This window comes from Faecalibacillus sp., assembly GCF_047023275.1.
In the GTDB taxonomy this organism is placed as follows: Bacteria; Bacillota_I; Bacilli_A; order Erysipelotrichales; family Coprobacillaceae; genus Faecalibacillus.
The window spans coordinates 33016-50649 of the sequence record NZ_JBKYAR010000006.1; the positions used below are offsets into that span (position 1 = coordinate 33016).

At 29.9% G+C, this 17634-nt stretch carries 21 protein-coding genes; 1 reads left to right on the forward strand and 20 read right to left on the reverse strand.

Annotated elements, in window-relative coordinates:
* Window positions 1-607 precede the first annotated feature (607 nt).
* From phoU to ACLVEP_RS03325, 19 genes are all read right to left on the reverse strand, one after another.
* A complete protein-coding gene (phoU, locus tag ACLVEP_RS03235) occupies window positions 608-1267 on the reverse strand; it encodes a phosphate signaling complex protein PhoU (RefSeq protein ID WP_032090841.1) in 660 nt (219 codons plus the stop codon).
* Window positions 1268-1279: 12 nt separating this feature from the next.
* Window positions 1280-2035, reverse strand: a complete 756-nt coding sequence (gene pstB / locus ACLVEP_RS03240; RefSeq protein ID WP_412582782.1) for a phosphate ABC transporter ATP-binding protein PstB — start codon at window positions 2033-2035, stop codon at window positions 1280-1282.
* Between the two features lie 2 nt (window positions 2036-2037).
* Window positions 2038-2904, reverse strand: a complete 867-nt coding sequence (gene pstA / locus ACLVEP_RS03245; RefSeq protein WP_412582784.1) for a phosphate ABC transporter permease PstA — start codon at window positions 2902-2904, stop codon at window positions 2038-2040.
* Window positions 2897-3826, reverse strand: coding sequence for a phosphate ABC transporter permease subunit PstC (gene pstC, locus ACLVEP_RS03250; RefSeq protein WP_412582786.1), 930 nt, complete (start codon window positions 3824-3826; stop codon window positions 2897-2899). Before pstC ends, pstA begins: the two co-directional genes overlap by 8 nt.
* Window positions 3827-3846: 20 nt before the next feature.
* The gene (locus ACLVEP_RS03255; RefSeq protein WP_412582788.1) at window positions 3847-4680 is read right to left on the reverse strand and encodes a phosphate ABC transporter substrate-binding protein; all 834 of its coding nucleotides are present in this window, start codon (window positions 4678-4680) and stop codon (window positions 3847-3849) included.
* Between the two features lie 178 nt (window positions 4681-4858).
* Window positions 4859-5011, reverse strand: coding sequence for a hypothetical protein (locus tag ACLVEP_RS03260; protein WP_412582789.1), 153 nt, complete (start codon window positions 5009-5011; stop codon window positions 4859-4861).
* A 16-nt stretch (window positions 5012-5027) separates the two neighbouring features.
* Window positions 5028-5327, reverse strand: a complete 300-nt coding sequence (locus tag ACLVEP_RS03265) for a hypothetical protein (RefSeq protein ID WP_412582791.1) — start codon at window positions 5325-5327, stop codon at window positions 5028-5030.
* Window positions 5328-5387: 60 nt separating this feature from the next.
* A complete protein-coding gene (locus ACLVEP_RS03270) occupies window positions 5388-6086 on the reverse strand; it encodes a RibD family protein (protein ID WP_412582793.1) in 699 nt (232 codons plus the stop codon).
* 24 nt (window positions 6087-6110) lie between these two features.
* Window positions 6111-7994 carry a beta-glucoside-specific PTS transporter subunit IIABC gene (locus ACLVEP_RS03275; protein WP_412582794.1) on the reverse strand — a complete coding sequence of 628 codons (1884 nt, stop codon included), beginning with the start codon at window positions 7992-7994 and terminating at the stop codon, window positions 6111-6113.
* 66 nt (window positions 7995-8060) lie between these two features.
* Window positions 8061-8900: a BglG family transcription antiterminator LicT gene (licT, locus tag ACLVEP_RS03280; protein WP_412582795.1), complete on the reverse strand. Its 840-nt coding sequence runs from the start codon at window positions 8898-8900 to the stop codon at window positions 8061-8063.
* Window positions 8901-8989: 89 nt separating this feature from the next.
* Window positions 8990-9466: a prolyl oligopeptidase family serine peptidase gene (locus ACLVEP_RS03285; protein WP_412582796.1), complete on the reverse strand. Its 477-nt coding sequence runs from the start codon at window positions 9464-9466 to the stop codon at window positions 8990-8992.
* Window positions 9467-9605: 139 nt separating this feature from the next.
* Window positions 9606-10451, reverse strand: coding sequence for an aldo/keto reductase (locus tag ACLVEP_RS03290; protein ID WP_412582797.1), 846 nt, complete (start codon window positions 10449-10451; stop codon window positions 9606-9608).
* Window positions 10452-10453: 2 nt separating this feature from the next.
* Window positions 10454-11302, reverse strand: a complete 849-nt coding sequence (locus ACLVEP_RS03295) for an aldo/keto reductase (RefSeq protein ID WP_412582799.1) — start codon at window positions 11300-11302, stop codon at window positions 10454-10456.
* Entirely contained in the window at window positions 11295-12143 is an 849-nt protein-coding gene (locus ACLVEP_RS03300) for an aldo/keto reductase (RefSeq protein WP_412582802.1), read from the reverse strand. Before ACLVEP_RS03300 ends, ACLVEP_RS03295 begins: the two co-directional genes overlap by 8 nt.
* An 87-nt stretch (window positions 12144-12230) precedes the next feature.
* Window positions 12231-12995: an EFR1 family ferrodoxin gene (locus tag ACLVEP_RS03305; RefSeq protein WP_412582804.1), complete on the reverse strand. Its 765-nt coding sequence runs from the start codon at window positions 12993-12995 to the stop codon at window positions 12231-12233.
* A gap of 16 nt (window positions 12996-13011) precedes the next feature.
* On the reverse strand, window positions 13012-13860 hold the full coding sequence (locus ACLVEP_RS03310; protein WP_412582806.1) for an aldo/keto reductase: 849 nt from the start codon (window positions 13858-13860) through the stop codon (window positions 13012-13014).
* Window positions 13861-14050: 190 nt separating this feature from the next.
* Window positions 14051-14596, reverse strand: a complete 546-nt coding sequence (locus ACLVEP_RS03315; RefSeq protein ID WP_317999704.1) for a DNA-3-methyladenine glycosylase I — start codon at window positions 14594-14596, stop codon at window positions 14051-14053.
* Complete coding sequence (locus ACLVEP_RS03320; RefSeq protein WP_317999703.1) at window positions 14593-15132, reverse strand: methylated-DNA--[protein]-cysteine S-methyltransferase; 540 nt, start codon at window positions 15130-15132, stop codon at window positions 14593-14595. The genes ACLVEP_RS03315 and ACLVEP_RS03320 overlap by 4 nt, the downstream gene beginning before the upstream one ends.
* Window positions 15133-15318: 186 nt before the next feature.
* On the reverse strand, window positions 15319-16464 hold the full coding sequence (locus ACLVEP_RS03325; RefSeq protein ID WP_412582808.1) for an iron-containing alcohol dehydrogenase: 1146 nt from the start codon (window positions 16462-16464) through the stop codon (window positions 15319-15321).
* A gap of 99 nt (window positions 16465-16563) precedes the next feature.
* On the opposite strand from ACLVEP_RS03325, the gene ACLVEP_RS03330 reads away from it, so the two are divergent.
* The gene (locus tag ACLVEP_RS03330; RefSeq protein ID WP_412582809.1) at window positions 16564-16974 is read left to right on the forward strand and encodes a MerR family transcriptional regulator; all 411 of its coding nucleotides are present in this window, start codon (window positions 16564-16566) and stop codon (window positions 16972-16974) included.
* 9 nt (window positions 16975-16983) lie between these two features.
* Here the strand turns inward: ACLVEP_RS03330 and ACLVEP_RS03335 are convergent, their stop codons facing one another.
* Complete coding sequence (locus ACLVEP_RS03335) at window positions 16984-17604, reverse strand: flavodoxin family protein (protein ID WP_412582810.1); 621 nt, start codon at window positions 17602-17604, stop codon at window positions 16984-16986.
* Window positions 17605-17634: the final 30 nt, after the last annotated feature.

The window sequence follows — 17634 nt, forward strand, 5'->3', positions numbered from 1 at the left end:
TGGATTTGATAATGTCCCACTAGTGGGACATTATCAAATTGGATATATTAAGACATTATCATTTTCGAATCAGACTTTTTTTAAACAATCATTTTGTGATGTTGACTTAGAAATTATCATAAATTATAATATAAATGAAAAAAGGAATAGTCATAAACGACTAGCCTTGGATTTTTTGTGAGTAAAATAACTACCTCAGTGTTTGCCAAAACTTTGTGAGGTAGTTATTTTTTTGCATTATTTTCTATAATGTATAGAAGTAATTTAATAACAATACTTATTATCGACATCATTAATGTTAGTGTACCTAACATAATCATGATAGCTTCATAAGCTGTCATTTCCATCACCTCCGTTTTTCATATTTCCCTAGGGATATCTATGTAAACGAAGAATACGTCCTTCGATCTAAACGACCAAGGATAACTACCTGCCGTGTATAACTATTCGGCAAAATTATATCATAGTCACTCTTTTTTAACTACTATTTTCGATAGTCATTTAAAATAAAAGCATACTAATAATAACACATGATAAACTTAATATATTTAAATAAATTAAATGTATTTACATATTTGAACAACTAAAAAAACCTCTATAAAGAGGTTTAAATTAATCGTGTATTGTTAAGTTTTCCTGTTTGATTAAATTCAATCCATTCACAGATGTTAACAACATGATCGCCTATTCTTTCAAAGTATTTAGCAATCATTAAGAAGTTGATTGTTAAATCACCTTTGTCATTCGATTCTTTGATCATTTGAATAATATCTTCTTTAACTTGATCAAACAATTCATCCATTTTAATATCCATCTTCTTTACTTCTAAAGCATGTTTTAAATCATGTTGATGGAATGCATCTAAAGCTTCTTTAACCATTTTAGTTGCAATTTTTGCCATATCTTGAATATGACCAATCATTAAGAAACTATCCATTTCTTTCATTTCTAAAATCAATTCAGCAATATCTGCACTTTGATCCCCAATTCTTTCTAAATCAGTAACTACTTTTAAAGCAGTAGAAACATCTCTTAAATCAGAAGCAACGGGTTGTTGTTTTAAAATCAAAGATAAACATTTTGCTTCAATCGATCTTTCCACATCATTAATTTGTTTATCTCCATGAATAATATCTCGAGCAAGTTCATAATCTTGTTCCTTAAATGCTGTAACACAGTTTTCAATAGCTAAAACAACAAGATGACACATCCTATCTAAATCAACATGCATCTTATTAAGCTCTTGATCAAATTGACTTCTTGGCATCTTTCTTTCCTCCTATCCAAATCTACCAGTAATATAATCTTCAGTTCTTTTATCTTTTGGCATACCAAAGACATCTTTTGTTGGTCCATATTCTACCATTTCTCCAACTAAGAAGAAGGCTGTATAATCAGCAATACGACTTGCTTGTTGCATATTGTGAGTAACGATTGCAATCGTATATTGATCTTTTAATTGTAATAAAAGTTCTTCGATTTTAAGTGTTGAAATTGGATCTAAGGCACTTGTTGGTTCATCTAATAAGATAACTTCTGGTTGTACCGCTAAAGCACGAGCAATACATAATCTTTGTTGTTGTCCACCAGATAGACCTAAAGCACTTGAATGTAAACGATCTGAAACTTCATCATAAAGTGCTGCTGCTTTTAAACTATCTTCAACGATTTTATCAAGTTGTTTTTTATTTTTAATACCATGAATACGTGGCCCATAAGCCACATTATCATAAATCGACATAGGGAATGGATTTGGTTGTTGGAAAACCATTCCGACTTTTTTTCTAAGTAATGTTGTATCTACACGGCTATCATAGATATCTTCACCATCTAAGATGACATCCCCTTCAATTTTAACATTATCAACATAATCGTTCATACGATTCAATGTTTTTAAAAATGTTGATTTACCACACCCTGAAGGGCCAATAAATGCAGTAATTTTGTTTTCTTTAATATCTAAATTTACATCTTTTAAAGCATGTTTTTGTCCATAATATAAATTCAGATGCTTAGCTTCAATTTTATTTTCCATCTTTAATTATCCCCTTTATTTACATCAAATTTACGACTGATCCATTTAGCTAACATATTTAAACCTAAAACAATAACTACTAAAACAAGAGCAATCACAAATGAAACTTCATAATTTCCTTTAGCCATTTCTAAATATAATTGAATTGTAAGTGTACCCCCACTACTTAATAAATGACCAAAAATATTTGTTGGTAAAATAGCAACTGATCCTGCTGTAAATAATAAAGCAGCTGATTCAGCAACAATACGTCCCATTGCTAGAATAACCCCTGTTAAAATCCCAGGAATCGCACTTGGTAAAAGAACTGTACGAATCATATACCATTTTGTTGCTCCAATTCCTAACGCTGCTTCACGATAACTTTTTGGCACACATTCTAATGCTGTTTGAGTATTTCTTGAAATGATTGGTAAAATCATAATAGCAAGTGTAAGTGACCCTGTTAAAATAGAGAAATTCAAATGACAAAATGATCCAAAGAACAACATCCCAAATAATCCATAAATAATTGATGGAATACCTGCTAAAACTTCCGTTGTAAATGAAATGATACTAACGAATTTTTTATTTTTTGTATATTCATTTAAATAAATTGCTCCACCAATTCCTATTGGACAAGCAATTAAAAGTGTCACAATAACAATATAAAGTGTATTAATAATATTAGGTAATATACCTACAGTATCATTAATAATACTTGTTGTATTTACTAAATAAGAAAAATCAAAGGCTGGTATTCCTCGATAGAGAATATAACCAATAATAACTAATAAGATAAAAATTGAAAGAAATGAACTTAATTGAATAAGTGCATAGAGAATTTGATCACTAACACGTTTCTTTTTTTCTAATATTGTATTATTCATCTAAGTCACCTCTTTTTAAAACATATGTTAAGATTAAGTTAATAATCATGATAAAGATAAATAGAACAAGTCCAATTGTGAATAAAACTTGACGATGTGTACCACTGGCATATCCCATTTCTGAAACGATGGCTGTTGTTAAGAAACGAACAGAATTAAATGGAAGTGGAAGAGATACTGCATTTCCGGCTACTAACAAAATAGCCATCGCTTCTCCAATAGCACGACCTACACCAAGTACAATAGCTGACATAATTCCAGATTTAGCACTTGGTACAACAACCTTAAAGATTGTTTGAATTTTACTTGCCCCTAAAGCAAGTGAGCTTTTACGATAATCATCAGGTACAGCTTTTAAGGCTGTTTCTGAAATATTGATAAGTGTAGGTAAAATCATGATTGCTAGTACGATAATAGCTGATAAAAGATTGGCCCCACCTGTAAATTGATGTGTTTTAGATCCATGATAAATCATTAATTCTAATTTATACATCATTGGATTGACAATCAAAATACCTAATAATCCATAAACAACTGATGGAATACCAGCAAGTAATTCAATTGCTGATTTTAATATTTTTCTAAGTCTTGCTGGAGCAATTTCAGCAAGGTTGATTGCTGTAAATAACCCAATTGGTACACCTATACAAATAGCTAGAAAAACCCCTACAATAGAAGTTAAAATAACATAAGCAATTCCGTATTGAGGATGTGCTGCTGTTGGTGCCCATGTTGTAGAAAACAAAATACCTGTAATACCTTCTTTAAAGATGGCAGGTGTCCCCGAAATAATCATATATCCTGTAATTGTAATAACTGCTAAAACAGAGATAATAGCACAGCCACGAAAGATCATCGCGGCTGTTTTTTCTACTAGGGATTTTGCTTTCTTATGGCTAATAATTGATAACTTTTTTTCCATAATACTTCCCTCTTTATTTTTTATTTATTTGGTGTTACTAAACCAACTTTTTTGATGATTTTTTGTCCAGCATCACTATTGATGAAATCAAATACTGCTTGAACTTGTTTAGATTGTTCACTGATTTTACCGTTTGTAGCCATTACAAATGGTCTTTGTAAAGTATAGCTTCCATCTTTAACAGTTTTTTCACTAGGTTCAACACCATCTAATTGAAGAGGAGCAACTGTATCATCTAATACATCTAATGAAACATAACCGATTGAACCAGAAGTTTTAGCAACTTTAGCAAGAACAGCACCAGTTTCATTTAATTCTTGAGCATATTGACATTGATCTTCAATTCCTAATAATTCTTCAAATGCTCCACGAGTTCCTGAACCAGCTTCACGTCCGATAACAACGATTGCTTCATCTTGTCCACCTAAATCTTTCCAGTTAGTAATTTGTCCTGTATAGATTTGAGCTAATTGATCTTTTGTTAAGTTTGTTACTTTATTAGATTTGTTAGTAATCATTGCGATACCATCGATAGCAACGATATTTTCTTCTAATCCTTTTGCTTTTTCATCATCAGTTAAAGCACGAGATGAATCTCCGATATCTGTTGTTTTTGATGCAACTGCTTCTAGACCTGCACCAGATCCTGTAAATTGTGCTTCTAATTGTAAGTTTGGATATTCTTCTTTAATTCCTTCTGATAAGGCGTTTACAAATTTTTCCATTGAAGTAGATCCATTTAAACTTACCTTTCCACTAATGTCATCTGATGAACTATTTGATCCTCCGCCACATCCGGCTAAACCAAGACACATCATGAAAACCATTAAAACACTTAATACTTTCTTTTTCATTTTTTATTTACCTTCCTTTGTTTTCTCTTAAGATATTATTTATTTTTGTTTCCTTTTCTTAAGACACTCCTATCATAGTGTTTTTCAACACTTTCAAAAATCAAAAGAACGTATGGTTTATGTTAAGTTTATGTAAAATGAAAAAAGTTCATGTTTATAAACACGAACTCACTTTTTATTATTTTTTCCTATAACGTTTACCCTTAGTAACTCCTTTTTTTTCAAGCATTCCTTTTTCTACAAGTTCATTTAAAAGTTCTCTTGTTCTTCTTTCTTTAATATCTAAATCTTTTATAAGTTTGCTTGCTTTATACCACTCTTTAGGTTCCATAAGGGTTAGAATTTTTTCATATTTTTTTGTTTTTTCGGCATTTTTTTTCAAATGAAAGAGTCAAAATCGTACGACTTGGTAAATTTTCTTCTTCAATCAATGATTCTTCCCATCCTTCATTTTCCCAAACGCTTAATAACTCGGGTACATCACTTCCTGCACACTCTCCAATTCCAATCAAATTAAACATCTTCATAAATCCTTTATTACGAGGATCTGATTTGCCACTACGTTTCATTTGTTTCTTACCCACACAAATAGTTCCTGGATTTTCAATAGTTAAACAATTCATATCTTGTTTAATAATCCCATACATTATTAATATCTCATATCACTATAATTATCCGTTATATAAAAAAGTGAAACCAAAGTTCCACTATTTTCTTACATATTTTAAATATAAACCTGATTTCATTAAGAAATCACTTTGTTTTAAATCAAATGTTTGACCTATGTATTCATGACAATCTTCAAAAATATTAGGTTGTTTTTCTTCTCCTGATAAAACAGGAGAAACAACAAGACTTAATTCATCTATTAAATCTTCTTTAATAAAATAGGTATTCGTAATTCCTCCACCTTGTAATAAAAGCTTTTTAATAGAAAATAAATCATAAAGCTTTTCTAAGGCAAGTCTTAAATCTATTTCTTCTTTACCAGTAAATAGATAAGAAATATTTAATGATTTCAATGTTTCTAGGTATTGACTGGAAACATTTTCTGTAAGAATCACAATTAAATTTTTATCTTTAAGTCTTGTATTTTGAGAAACAGTTTCATCCCAAATGATTTCTCCTTGAGGATCAATGACAACAATCCACTGATGTTTATCATCTTGATATACATAATCTGTTTTTGGTAATTGAGTATTTATTGAGGTTTGAGTTAATTTTTGTTTTGAAAACATTTCTTTAGCAGTTGTTGTTCCATAAATAATCGCATCCCCATTATAATCTTTAGAAATGTCACTATAAATCTTTGCAAGTTCTAATGTTTGTTTTTCTCTAAAGAAACCGCCCGCAATTTTACCATCTATTGATTGTAACATATGGCATATGACATAAGGTCTATTCATAGGATCCCTCCAATACCTTTATTTTTAGTATTTAACTTCTATTAAAGTTTCTTGTAATTGTACAAATGAAGCACTTGTATTTTTGACTTCTTTTACATCTGCATAATTTGTAACTAGCACAGGAGTTTCTAAAGAATAACCGGCTTCTTTAATTTTATTCATATCAAATTCAACAAGTAATTGACCTTGTTTAATTTGATCACCTTGTTTAATATGAGCTGTAAAGCCTTCACCATTAAGTTGTACTGTATTAATACCAATGTGAATAAGTAATTCAACACCTGCATCACTCGTAATACCGATTGCATGTAAACTTGGGAATAAAACAGTTACTGTTCCAGTTACAGGAGCATATACTTTTCCTTCTTCTGGTAAGATCACAACACCTTTTCCTAAAGCACCTGAAGCAAAAGCAGCATCGCTTGATTCTTCGATTGGTTTTACTTCTCCTTTAATTGGCGATAAAATTGTTTCTTCTTCTAATTTTGTTACTTCTTTATTTTCAACTTGTTGATCATTTGTTTTATAGAAAATCATTGTTAAAACAAAACCAACAACTAATGAAACAGCACCAGCAATTAACGAAACAATCATACCAGTTGCGTTTCCTTTTGGTGAAATGTAGTTTACAACACTAAAGATTCCAAGACCACCAATAACATATTGTTTAGCCGCAACTGTTCCCATAATGGCACCACCAACAGCTCCACCAATACAAGAGAAGACAAATGGTGTTTTTTCAGGTAACAAGAATCCATAGATAGCTGGTTCTGTTACCCCACAAAATGCGGAAATCACACCTGGGATTGCAAGTGCTTTTTTGTTTTCATCTTTTAATTTTAAATACATCGCCGCAAGAACACCTGTTGCCGCAAATGTTGTTCCTAACATACCTGGTAAAATTGTATCATATCCTAAGTTTCCAATATTGACCATCGCCATTGGTACAAGTGCCCAATGTAACCCAAAGATAACTAAACATTGCCATAATGCTCCAATGACAAACGCAGTTACAATTGGTGAAAAAGCATAAAGTCCTGCAAACATATTTGATAAAACTGTTGTTAATAAACTTACAACTGGTCCAATAACAAGTAACCCAATTGGAAGTGAAATAATTAAAACAAAGAACGGAACAAAGAAGTTTTGTAACATTTCAGGTACAAATTTCTTCGCAATCTTTTGAATTTGAGCTGCTAAAGCGACAATACAGATAACGGGTACAACGGTACTTGTATAGTTACCTGAAACAAATGGAATACCAATGAACTTTGTATAATAAGATCCAATAAATGGTAATGTTCCAATTGCTTTTCCTGCAGCTGATAATGTATCTGTTTGAATTGTTGGATAACAAAGTGTTGCTCCAATAATCATTCCAACAATAACATTAACATTGAATTTTTTAGCTGCGGTATATCCTAAAATAATTGGTAAAAAGTTAAAAATAGAATCACCAATCGCATTTAAAATCATATAAGTTCCACTATTACTGAAACTTGATCCTAAAATAAAGACTAATAAAGCATTTAATCCTTTAATAATCCCTGCTGCACATAATGGTCCTAAAATAGGTTGGAAACATCCTGAAATAATATCAATTAACTTATTAAAAAGTCCTTGTGGTGCTTCATCTTCTACTTGTTGGGTTCCATTACTAATACCTGCAAGTTCACATACATCTGCGTATACTAAAGGTACATGATTTCCAATAACAACTTGATATTGTCCTGCTGATTTCATCACAGTGACAACACCTGGGTTATTTTTTAATGCTTCATCATTGGCTTTTGATTCGTCTTTTAAACGAAAACGTAATCTTGTAACACAATGTGTTAAACTGTTGATGTTTTCCTTTCCACCAACATTTTCCAAAATTTCTTTGGCTAAATTTTCATACTTACTCATAATTTTCCTCCATATTTCTAAAGTATTGAAATTTGAAGGTTTGGCCAACTTAATGTCACCATCCAATTAATGACTATTTCCAAGATAAACTACACGATGTATATGAATTGTTAAGTATAGTTTTTCTTCGTCATAAAGTTCATAGTTATATTGATTTTTTATGTACATAGCTATTTTTTCGACACATTGATAAGCATTTGCGTATTTTACTTGAACAACTTCTAATAAATCATCTTCTTTTTGATTTGGTTTTTTATGTTCAACTAAACGTTGTGCAAAGAATTTCAAATGTGTAATAAAGCGATAGTAATAAGCACTTTCTTCATTAAATTCTATTTTGAAGTGATAACGCACAATATTTTCAATTTCTTGCATGATTTTCGTAATTTCATACATATCATGAACATCTTCATCTAATTGTCCATTAACAATATGTAAAGCAATAAATCCTGCTTCATCATTTGGTAAAAGCACTCCTGTTTTCTTTTCAATAATTTCAAGAGCTTTTTTCCCTATTTGATATTCTTCTTTATAAAATCTTTGAATATCCCATAATAAAGCATTCTTCACTAAAATATTGTCTTTAGCTCTTACAACAGCTGTATAAATGTGATCTACCATCGAAATATAGATATTATCATTTAAAGCTTTTCCTAAACTTAGTCTTGCTTCATCCATAATTTCTTCACCAATTTGTAAGTACTCTAAAGGAATATCTACCACAAGTTCTTTAAATCTTCTTAAAACTTCTTGATTTTCTAAACAAAAGACCTTATCTATTTTTTCTGGTTCAATCGTATCTCCTGTTTTCTTTTTAAAACAAATTCCTCGACCCATCACAATCTTTTCTTCGTTATTTTCAATAACAACAGCGACATTGTTATTTAAAGCTTTACCTATCTTCATACTCTCCCTCCAAAATAAAAACCCATTTATTGCGCACTTAAAAAGGGTGGCAATAAACAGGTTTAGCTTGTCTTTAAACAATCACTATCCTATAAACTACTCGAACATATTATCACAATTTTAAAACGGTTACAATCTTTTTTATCTATTAAATAGCCATCCCATTTTGAAGAACACATTAAAGCATCACTATATAATTCTGGTTCTTTCGTTAAAACCCAAGAAAGCGTTTTGCCACCACCAGAATAACCACTTATATAAACTTTATTTCGATCAATGTTATAATGTTCTAAAAAATATTTTGTCAAAGCAATCGTTTGATTGGCTGATAATTCATCCCAATCTTCTAATTGTGGTGCTAAAATAATCATTTGAGAATTATAGTTTTGACTGACGAAGCCAAATTCTTCTGTCTCTAAATTCTTTCCGACACCTTGAAAATATAAACCTTGATATCCTGGCAAGGTTATATATAAAGCATATGATTGCCTTTTGTCATACGCTTTAGGAATATAAGCATTATAGTGTATATCTCCATATTGATCGTCTTGGTAAACGTTATCCAATAAAAAGTTCTTATAATATTTAGTACTTGTAGTTATTTGAATTTTAGAGTTTTTTGAGATTGAATGTCTGAATTTTTACTTATATAGAGATAGCTACTTAAAAGTATCAGGCACACTATAATGCATAAGCTTTTCTTCACTAACGTTTTAAACCACAAATCATTTCTACAGTTGCTGGATCATAATGAGAGAAGAATGAACTTGTATCTTTATTAAGTGAAGCAATTGTTTGCATATCTTCTTCACTTAATTCAAAATCAAAGATATTTAAGTTTTCTTGCATTCTTTCTTTTCTTACTGTTTTAGCTAAAGGAACAATTCCTCTTTGTACAAGCCATCTTAAAATAACTTGTCCGACTGATTTATTATATTTATTACCAATTTCTACAAGTGTTTCATTTGTGAAAATACCATTTTTACCTTCCGCAAATGGAGCCCATGCTTCTAATTGAACACCATATTTTGTATTGTAAGTTAAAGCTGCATCTTGTTGATGGAAAGGATTAACTTCTACTTGGTTGACTGCTGGTACAACTTCTGTATCTAAAGCTAAGTCTACTAAACGATCTGGATAGAAGTTAGAAACACCGATGGCTTTAATTTTTCCTTCTTTGTATAAATCAATTAAAGCACGATAAGCTCCATGATAATCTTTAAATGGTTGATGTAATAAAACTAAATCAAAATAATCTAATTGCATTTTCTTTAATGATTCTTCTACAGAAGCTTTTGCTTTTTCATAACCATAATTAGAAATCCATACTTTAGTTGTAATAAATAATTCTTCTCTTGGTACATTTGTTTCTTGAATAGCTTTACCTACAGCTTCTTCATTTCCATAAGATTGTGCAGTATCAATAAGACGATATCCTGCATCTATTGCATCTAAAACAACTCTTTTACATTCTTCTTCATCTTTAACTTGGAAAACACCAAAACCAACAGCTGGCATTTTCACTCCATTATTTAATGTTTTGTATTCCATAATTATTCTCCTTCTTCAAAATTACATTTTGTTGTCGCAAGTCTTTGTAAAGATTCTTTAGTCACTTTATAAAATGGTGCATGTTTATTCACTTTTTCAATTTCTTTCATTTCTTCATTTGTTAATTCAAAATCAAAGATTTGTGCATTTGATTCAATATGATCTAATGATTTACTTCCAGGAACAAGACCAAATCCCATTTGTAGATGCCATCTTAAAATGATTTGTACAGTTGATTTATGATATTTCTTTGCAAGTTCTACAAAGATTGGTTCTTTTAACATATCACTATTTCCATGTCCTAATGGATACCATGATTGAAGTTGAATATGATTTTTCTTACAAAAATCATAGACATGTTCTGCTGGATAATAAGGATGACATTCTACTTGCATAATCATTGGTGGGATTTCACATTGATCAATGATTTCTTGAATTTGTGCAACTTGGAAATTAGAAAGTCCAATCGCTTTGATTTTTCCTTCTTTATAAGCTTTTTCTAACATTTTATAAGCATAAATATAATTATTAACGGGGTGATGTAAAATCATCACATCAACATAATCTACACCTAATCTTTTTAAAGTATCATCGATTGCTTGATCATTTTCATAAAGTGTAGGTCCTAATTTTGTTTCTAAATAATAATCTTCTCTTTTTAATCCTGATTGTTTTAAACCTTTTCCTACTTCAACTTCATTTCCATAACGATTGGCCGTATCAATAAGTTGATAGCCATGGTTTAAGGCAAAAGCCACATTGTCTTCAATTTGTTTACCAAATTGTTGAATGGTACCAAATCCAAGTTGAGGGATTTGGTAACCATTATTTAAAGTAACGAAATTAGTCATGAATTTTTAATCCCATTAAACGTGTTTCGTTGGCAGGATCTTCAGGATTATGAGATGGTTTATTTGTATCTAAGGTTTGCATTGCTTTCATTTCTTCATCTGTTAATTCAAAATCAAAGATATCAATGTTTCCTTTCATTCTTTCTTCATTTGTAGATTTAGGTAAAGAAATAACACCTTCTTGATAAATCCATCTTAAAATAATTTGACCAGCATTTTTATTGTATTTTTTAGCTAAAGAAACAATTGTTTCATTTTCTAATAAATCTTTATTTCCATGTCCTAATGGATACCATGCTTCTAAACGAATATCATTTTCAGACATCACTTTTCTTAATTCTTTTTGTTGAACAAATGGGTTAAATTCTACTTGGTTAACTGCTGGCATCACAGTCATACCATCTTTAAACTTATTCCATAAGTTAACTGTAATATTAGAAATACCAATGGATTTGATTTTACCTGCATGATAAGCTTCTTCTAAAGCTTTCCAAGCTCCTAAATAATCACCATAAGGTTGATGTAATAAATAAAGATCAATATAATCCACTCCTAATAATTTCATAGAAGTTTCAATACCTTTTTTTGCATTTTCATAACCATAATCTTGTAACCATAATTTAGAAGTAATAAAGATTTCTGAACGATCAATACCACTATCTTTAATGGCTTTTCCAACATCGCTTTCATTGCAGTAACCTGCAGCTGTATCAATATGACGATATCCTGCTTTTAAAGCAGCTAAAGTTGCTTCGTAAGTAGGTCCATCATTAGGAATCATGAAGACTCCAAATCCTACTGTTGGGATTGTTTGTTTATTATTTAATTCAAATGTTTTCATTATTATCTCCTCCAATTTCTATCTTTATTTTAGTTTTGAACTCTATAAATGTACAATATCAATACTGCATGTTAGTATGACTGTCAGTTATACTTGTTGATTTGCTTCAATAATATCTTTTAAACTGACATTTTCATGTCTGTAACGGGCATTAGGGTTAGCATCTTTTAATTTTGTGATGATCGCTTTAGATGGACAATTTTGTGCACACGCCAAACAAAATTCACACGTATTTTGTTTTCGCTTTGCTTTTTTATCTTCAACATAGAAAAGTCCTCTTGGACAAACTTTTGTACAAATCCCACAACCAACACATTGATCAGTTACAGTAATTTGTTCACCATTGATGAGTTCTGGATTTTTCGCAAAGATTTCTTTAGCAGAAGCATGAAAATCTCTTCCTGCTTGTGTTGCTTCAGGAATTTCTTCTTTTTTATTTTGGATATCTTGAAGAGCTTGTTGAATTTGTTGTTCCACATTTTTATCCATCGCTCTTTGTTCATTCATATCAAAAGATGGTAAGTAATTATCTACCATTAAAATAGAATGAATATAATTAACATGTCTTCCTTTTTCTTCTAATAAACGTGCAATGCATTCAGGAGCATCTGTGACATCTTTTCCATAAGTTAAAATCAAATAAAAATAATCTGTTTCAAATGTTGCTTTTTCTAAAAACTCTAAAATAATTTTAGGTGCTTCTCCTGCATAAACAGGATAAACAATTCCAATTTTTTCATCCTTAAAATTTAAATTTTCTTGATGTAAGACTTGTGGAATACTGATTGGCTTTTCTTCAATTTGTCTAGCCACATACAAACTATTCCCGGTACCTGTAAAGTAAAATAACATATGTTCCTTTCTCCTTTTAATCATGTATTTTATATTTATTAAGCCATTTTGCAGTCATATAATTTTGATGATCAATAATTTCACTATAACCTAAATCAAGTTGTTCTATTTGTTTTTTATCTTCTTCATCTAACTGAAAATCAAAAATATCTATATTTTCTTTCATTCGCTTTAAATGAGTAGTTTTAGGAATAGCAATAATGTGCTTTTCTAAATGCCATCTTAGAATAATTTGTGAAACTGATTTTTGATGTTTCTTCGCAATATCTAATAACATTGGATGATGAAAGATATCACGTTGTCCTTCATTTAAAGGACCCCAAGCTTCTAATAGACAATTACATTGTTTTAAAACACATTTTTGATTCTTTTGTTGATAGAAAGGATGAAATTCAAGTTGATTGATCATAGGGTGAATTGAACTATTCATGTAAAGATCCATGAGTCTTTCTGGTGAAAAGTTACATACACCAATCGCTTTAATTTTACCTTGTTGATAAAGTTCTTCCATGGCTTTCCATGAGCCATAGTAATCACCATAAGGTTGATGAATTAAATAAAGATCTATATAATCAACCCCTAGATTTTTTAATGATTGGTTAAATGCCTGCAGCGTATTTTCATAACCAGCATCTTGAATCCATACCTTTGTCGTCAAATAGATTTCTTCTCTTTTAAGGTTTACTTCTTTAAGAGCTTCTCCTATCTCTTTTTCATTTTGATAAGAAGCGGCTGTATCAATCAAGCGATAACCTGCATCAAAAGCTTTTAAAACACATTCTTTTGTTTGTTTAGGAGGTATATGTAAAGTACCGTATCCTAACATCGGTAGTTGATAACCATTAGCCAAAGTTATATATTCCATATCTTGTTCCTCCTTACATCTTTATTGTAGATTTCAAAGAAACAAAAGTACAATATCAATAAATCATCTCAGTATAACTGCCAGTTATACAAAAACAGCTATTCGAGAATAACTGTTTGAGAATTTATTTAAAATAAATTTAGCTTTTTTTATAACTGTAAGATTTTTTATATAAAAAGTATAATATAGCCTATAAATGTTCCTTATACATAAAACATTCTTTATCGTGAGAATAAATAAAACCTGTTGCTTGTAAATAAGAATATATAATCGTAGAACCAACAAATTTCATACCTCTTTTTTTTAAATCATTTGAAAGAGCATCGGATAAATCATTTGTTGTTTTACCTATTTCATATAATATTTTATTTTTAGTAAATGTAATTAAGTAGTTATAGAAACTACCATATTCATTTGTAATACTTTTAAATATTTGAGCATTATTAATACTTGCTTTTATCTTTAACTTATTTCTTATAATTTTTTTATTAGATAATAATTCATTTATTTTATTTTCATCATAATTTATAACGCATTCTATATCAAAATTATCATAAGCCTCTTTGAAAGCTTCTCTTTTATTTAATACACACTCCCAAGATAATCCTGCTTGAAACGATTCTAAAATCAACATTTCAAATAAATATTGATCATCAAAATTAGGGACTCCCCATTCTAAATCATGATACTTTATATATAAAGGATTATCTAAATTACACCATTTACATCTTTTCATAAAGCTGTTCCTTTTTTAGGAATAAAATATTTACTCATGTCATTTTGTTCATGCGTTAAAAGTGCTACTTTATTTTTTATTCCTCCACCATATCCTGTTAAACTTCCATTTGAGCCAACAACTCTATGACAAGGAATAATAATACAAAGAGGATTCCAACCTACCGCTCCACCAACAGCCTGACTAGACATTTTTTTAATTCCTCTTTTATCAGCAATCATCTTTGATATATCTTTATAAGTTAAAGTACTTCCAAAAGGTATGGTATTCATGATATCTATAACTTCTTTTCTAAAAGGTGTTAAGTTATTTATTTTATATTTAGGTGTAAAATCAGGACTTTCACCACTAAAATAAATATCCAACCATTGACATGTTTCCTTAAAAACAGATAATTCTTTTTCCTTACAGTCAACAATATGTTTAGAGACATCTTTTGAGCCAACAAACCACAAACCTGTCAAATAGTCTCCATCACTATTCATATACATATCATCAAAACCCTCTGGTGTTTTATAAAACCATTTATAAGTCATAAAATTCCTCCTTACTCATTCATTTTTATACAACATTATCCATATCCTTCAACATTACTTTCTTTATTTTTTAAATGACAATAATTTTATAGTTTTTATATATTTTATTATACAAATAAAAACTTCTTTTTATAGAAAAAAATATAAATTTTTCTCTAAATAAAAAAGCTATCCGTAGATAGCCTTTTACATACATTCTAATAAAATTTTATAGACTTCTTCTTTAGTAAGTGTACGAGGATTTGTTTTAATCAAATTTGTCGTATCAGCTACTTGTTTTAATAAATCGTTTGTGATTTCAACTTTAGATTTTAATTCAGGTAATGTTGTTGGTAAATGACATTCTTTAATAAAGTTTTGAAGAGCTTCTAAACCTTCTTCAGCTGTTTTTTGATTAAAAACAACTTGTGCAAAACGTGTCAATTTTTCTCTGGCATCATTTAAAATATGATAACAGTAAACCGGTTGAATAACTGCTAAACCTTGACCATGATTACAATCTGTAAAAGCACCTAATTGATGTTCAATTTGATGTACTTGAAAATCAGTTTGACGTCCACATTTTAAGATACCATTTTCAGCCATTGCTGAATCCCACATCAAATTACTTCTTGCTTGTTCATCATTGATATCTTTTAATAAACGTCTCATATTCACAACAGTATTTTTCATAATAGCTAGTGCAACATCATCTGAAACATTATCTTGATCAGAATTTCCTAAATAAGTTTCTAAGGCATGACTTAACGTATCAAAAGCACCTGATAATACTTGCATAGATGGTACTGTCATTGTATATGTTGGATCAAGAACTGCAAAGTCAGCTGTTGAAGCAAAGATACCACCTTTCCAATTCTTTTCTTCATGAGTAATGACTGCTCCTCCATTCATTTCAGCACCTGTTCCTGAAGCCGTTACGATGGCTCCCATTGGAATACCCTCTGTTGGAAATTTACCATGAACATATTCTAAATCCCAAATATCTTCATCAATAACTGCTTGACTAGAAATGACTTTACAACAATCTATAACACTTCCACCACCAACAGCTAAAATAAAATCAATTTTTTCTTTTTTTACAAGTTCTACTCCTTCTTGTACTTTTTTATACGTTGGATTGGACATAATCCCATTAAATTCAATCACATCTTTATTTTCTTCTTTCAATAAAGAAACAACTTCATCATAGATTCCATTACTTTTAATAGAACCTCCACCATAAGCTAATAAAACTTTACTTCCATATTTTTTTAATTCATTTGAAAAAGCTTCTTTTGCACTTCCTTTTCCAAAATAAACTTTTACTGGATAAGAATAATTAAATGTTTTCATTTTATAAGCCCCCTTGATTTCTTATCTATTACAATATGATTATAATTTACGGTTGTAACTATCGGTCAAGAAGAATATAATTTTTTTGAGGTGATTTTTATGTACACAATGATGCAAGTTTGTCGTAAACTCGATATGACTTATCAGACTTTAAAATATTATTGTAATGAAGGTCTTGTTCCTAATGTTAAAAGGGATAAAAATAATCGTCGTATTTTTGATGAACATAATGTAAATTGGATCAAAGATCTTTCTTGTTTAAAGAAATGTGATTTTAGTATTCAAGAAATGAAAGAATACCTAGCTCTTTGTTTACAAGGTCCTTCTACAATTAAAATACGTCAAGAAATGCTTTCTAAAAAAAGAAAAAGTCTTGAAGATACGATTCAACAACTTGAAGAAAGTATTGATTATATTGATTGGAAACAAAATCTTTATAATGATGTTTTAAGTGGTAAAAAACCTTATGTAAGTAATTTAATTAATTTAGATAATGAAAAAGAGCATTAGCTCTTTTTATTATCTAATAAAGTTTGTACGATGAAATTCTTCTTTTTCTGGTAAACCATATTTTTCTTTACCATCATGAATACATTTCATTAAAAATGACATATTTCTAGCAAGAACACGCATTGTTTGTAATCCCTCTTCATCTTGACTTGCTTCTCCTATTTCTCTTCCATGAATAGAATTCCAATATTGTGAAGAAGCAATTGGCATTCCTGAAATAGCAAAGAATTTATTGATTTCATCATAAGTTGAAGAAATTCCCCCGCGTCTTGCGACAACAGCACTTGCGCCAACTTTCATTGTTTTATCAAATGGAGTACTATAAAATAATCTTGTTAGAAAGGCAATCAAGGTTGCATTGGCAGAACCATAATAAACGGGTGTTCCAACCACAAGTCCATCTGCTTCTTCAAACTTTTGAGCAATCTCATTGACACAATCATCAAAAACACAATGACCTAATCTTGTTTTACATGACATACAGGTAATACATCCACGAATATCCTTATTTCCAATATGCACAATTTCACTTTCAATACCTTCTTGATCAAAGATTTTTATCATTTCATCTAAAGCAATCTTTGTATTTCCTTTTGGACGAGGACTTCCATTAATTATTAATACTTTCATTTTTCTTCTCCTTTTTCCTTAACTACTTTT

Excerpts from the sequence above, each read along its gene's own strand:
- phoU (WP_032090841.1), bottom strand. The coding sequence starts at position 1,267 with ATGCCAAGAAGTCAATTTGATCAAGAGCTTAATAAGATGCATGTTGAT.
- pstB (WP_412582782.1), bottom strand. The coding sequence starts at position 2,035 with ATGGAAAATAAAATTGAAGCTAAGCATCTGAATTTATATTATGGACAA.
- pstA (WP_412582784.1), bottom strand. The coding sequence starts at position 2,904 with ATGAATAATACAATATTAGAAAAAAAGAAACGTGTTAGTGATCAAATT.
- pstC (WP_412582786.1), bottom strand. The coding sequence starts at position 3,826 with ATGGAAAAAAAGTTATCAATTATTAGCCATAAGAAAGCAAAATCCCTA.
- ACLVEP_RS03255 (WP_412582788.1), bottom strand. The coding sequence starts at position 4,680 with ATGAAAAAGAAAGTATTAAGTGTTTTAATGGTTTTCATGATGTGTCTT.
- ACLVEP_RS03260 (WP_412582789.1), bottom strand. The coding sequence starts at position 5,011 with ATGGAACCTAAAGAGTGGTATAAAGCAAGCAAACTTATAAAAGATTTA.
- ACLVEP_RS03265 (WP_412582791.1), bottom strand. The coding sequence starts at position 5,327 with ATGTATGGGATTATTAAACAAGATATGAATTGTTTAACTATTGAAAAT.
- ACLVEP_RS03270 (WP_412582793.1), bottom strand. The coding sequence starts at position 6,086 with ATGAATAGACCTTATGTCATATGCCATATGTTACAATCAATAGATGGT.
- ACLVEP_RS03275 (WP_412582794.1), bottom strand. The coding sequence starts at position 7,994 with ATGAGTAAGTATGAAAATTTAGCCAAAGAAATTTTGGAAAATGTTGGT.
- licT (WP_412582795.1), bottom strand. The coding sequence starts at position 8,900 with ATGAAGATAGGTAAAGCTTTAAATAACAATGTCGCTGTTGTTATTGAA.
- ACLVEP_RS03290 (WP_412582797.1), bottom strand. The coding sequence starts at position 10,451 with ATGGAATACAAAACATTAAATAATGGAGTGAAAATGCCAGCTGTTGGT.
- ACLVEP_RS03295 (WP_412582799.1), bottom strand. The coding sequence starts at position 11,302 with ATGACTAATTTCGTTACTTTAAATAATGGTTACCAAATCCCTCAACTT.
- ACLVEP_RS03300 (WP_412582802.1), bottom strand. The coding sequence starts at position 12,143 with ATGAAAACATTTGAATTAAATAATAAACAAACAATCCCAACAGTAGGA.
- ACLVEP_RS03305 (WP_412582804.1), bottom strand. The coding sequence starts at position 12,995 with ATGTTATTTTACTTTACAGGTACCGGGAATAGTTTGTATGTGGCTAGA.
- ACLVEP_RS03310 (WP_412582806.1), bottom strand. The coding sequence starts at position 13,860 with ATGGAATATATAACTTTGGCTAATGGTTATCAACTACCGATGTTAGGA.
- ACLVEP_RS03315 (WP_317999704.1), bottom strand. The coding sequence starts at position 14,596 with ATGAAAAGATGTAAATGGTGTAATTTAGATAATCCTTTATATATAAAG.
- ACLVEP_RS03320 (WP_317999703.1), bottom strand. The coding sequence starts at position 15,132 with ATGACTTATAAATGGTTTTATAAAACACCAGAGGGTTTTGATGATATG.
- ACLVEP_RS03325 (WP_412582808.1), bottom strand. The coding sequence starts at position 16,464 with ATGAAAACATTTAATTATTCTTATCCAGTAAAAGTTTATTTTGGAAAA.
- ACLVEP_RS03330 (WP_412582809.1), top strand. The coding sequence starts at position 16,564 with ATGTACACAATGATGCAAGTTTGTCGTAAACTCGATATGACTTATCAG.
- ACLVEP_RS03335 (WP_412582810.1), bottom strand. The coding sequence starts at position 17,604 with ATGAAAGTATTAATAATTAATGGAAGTCCTCGTCCAAAAGGAAATACA.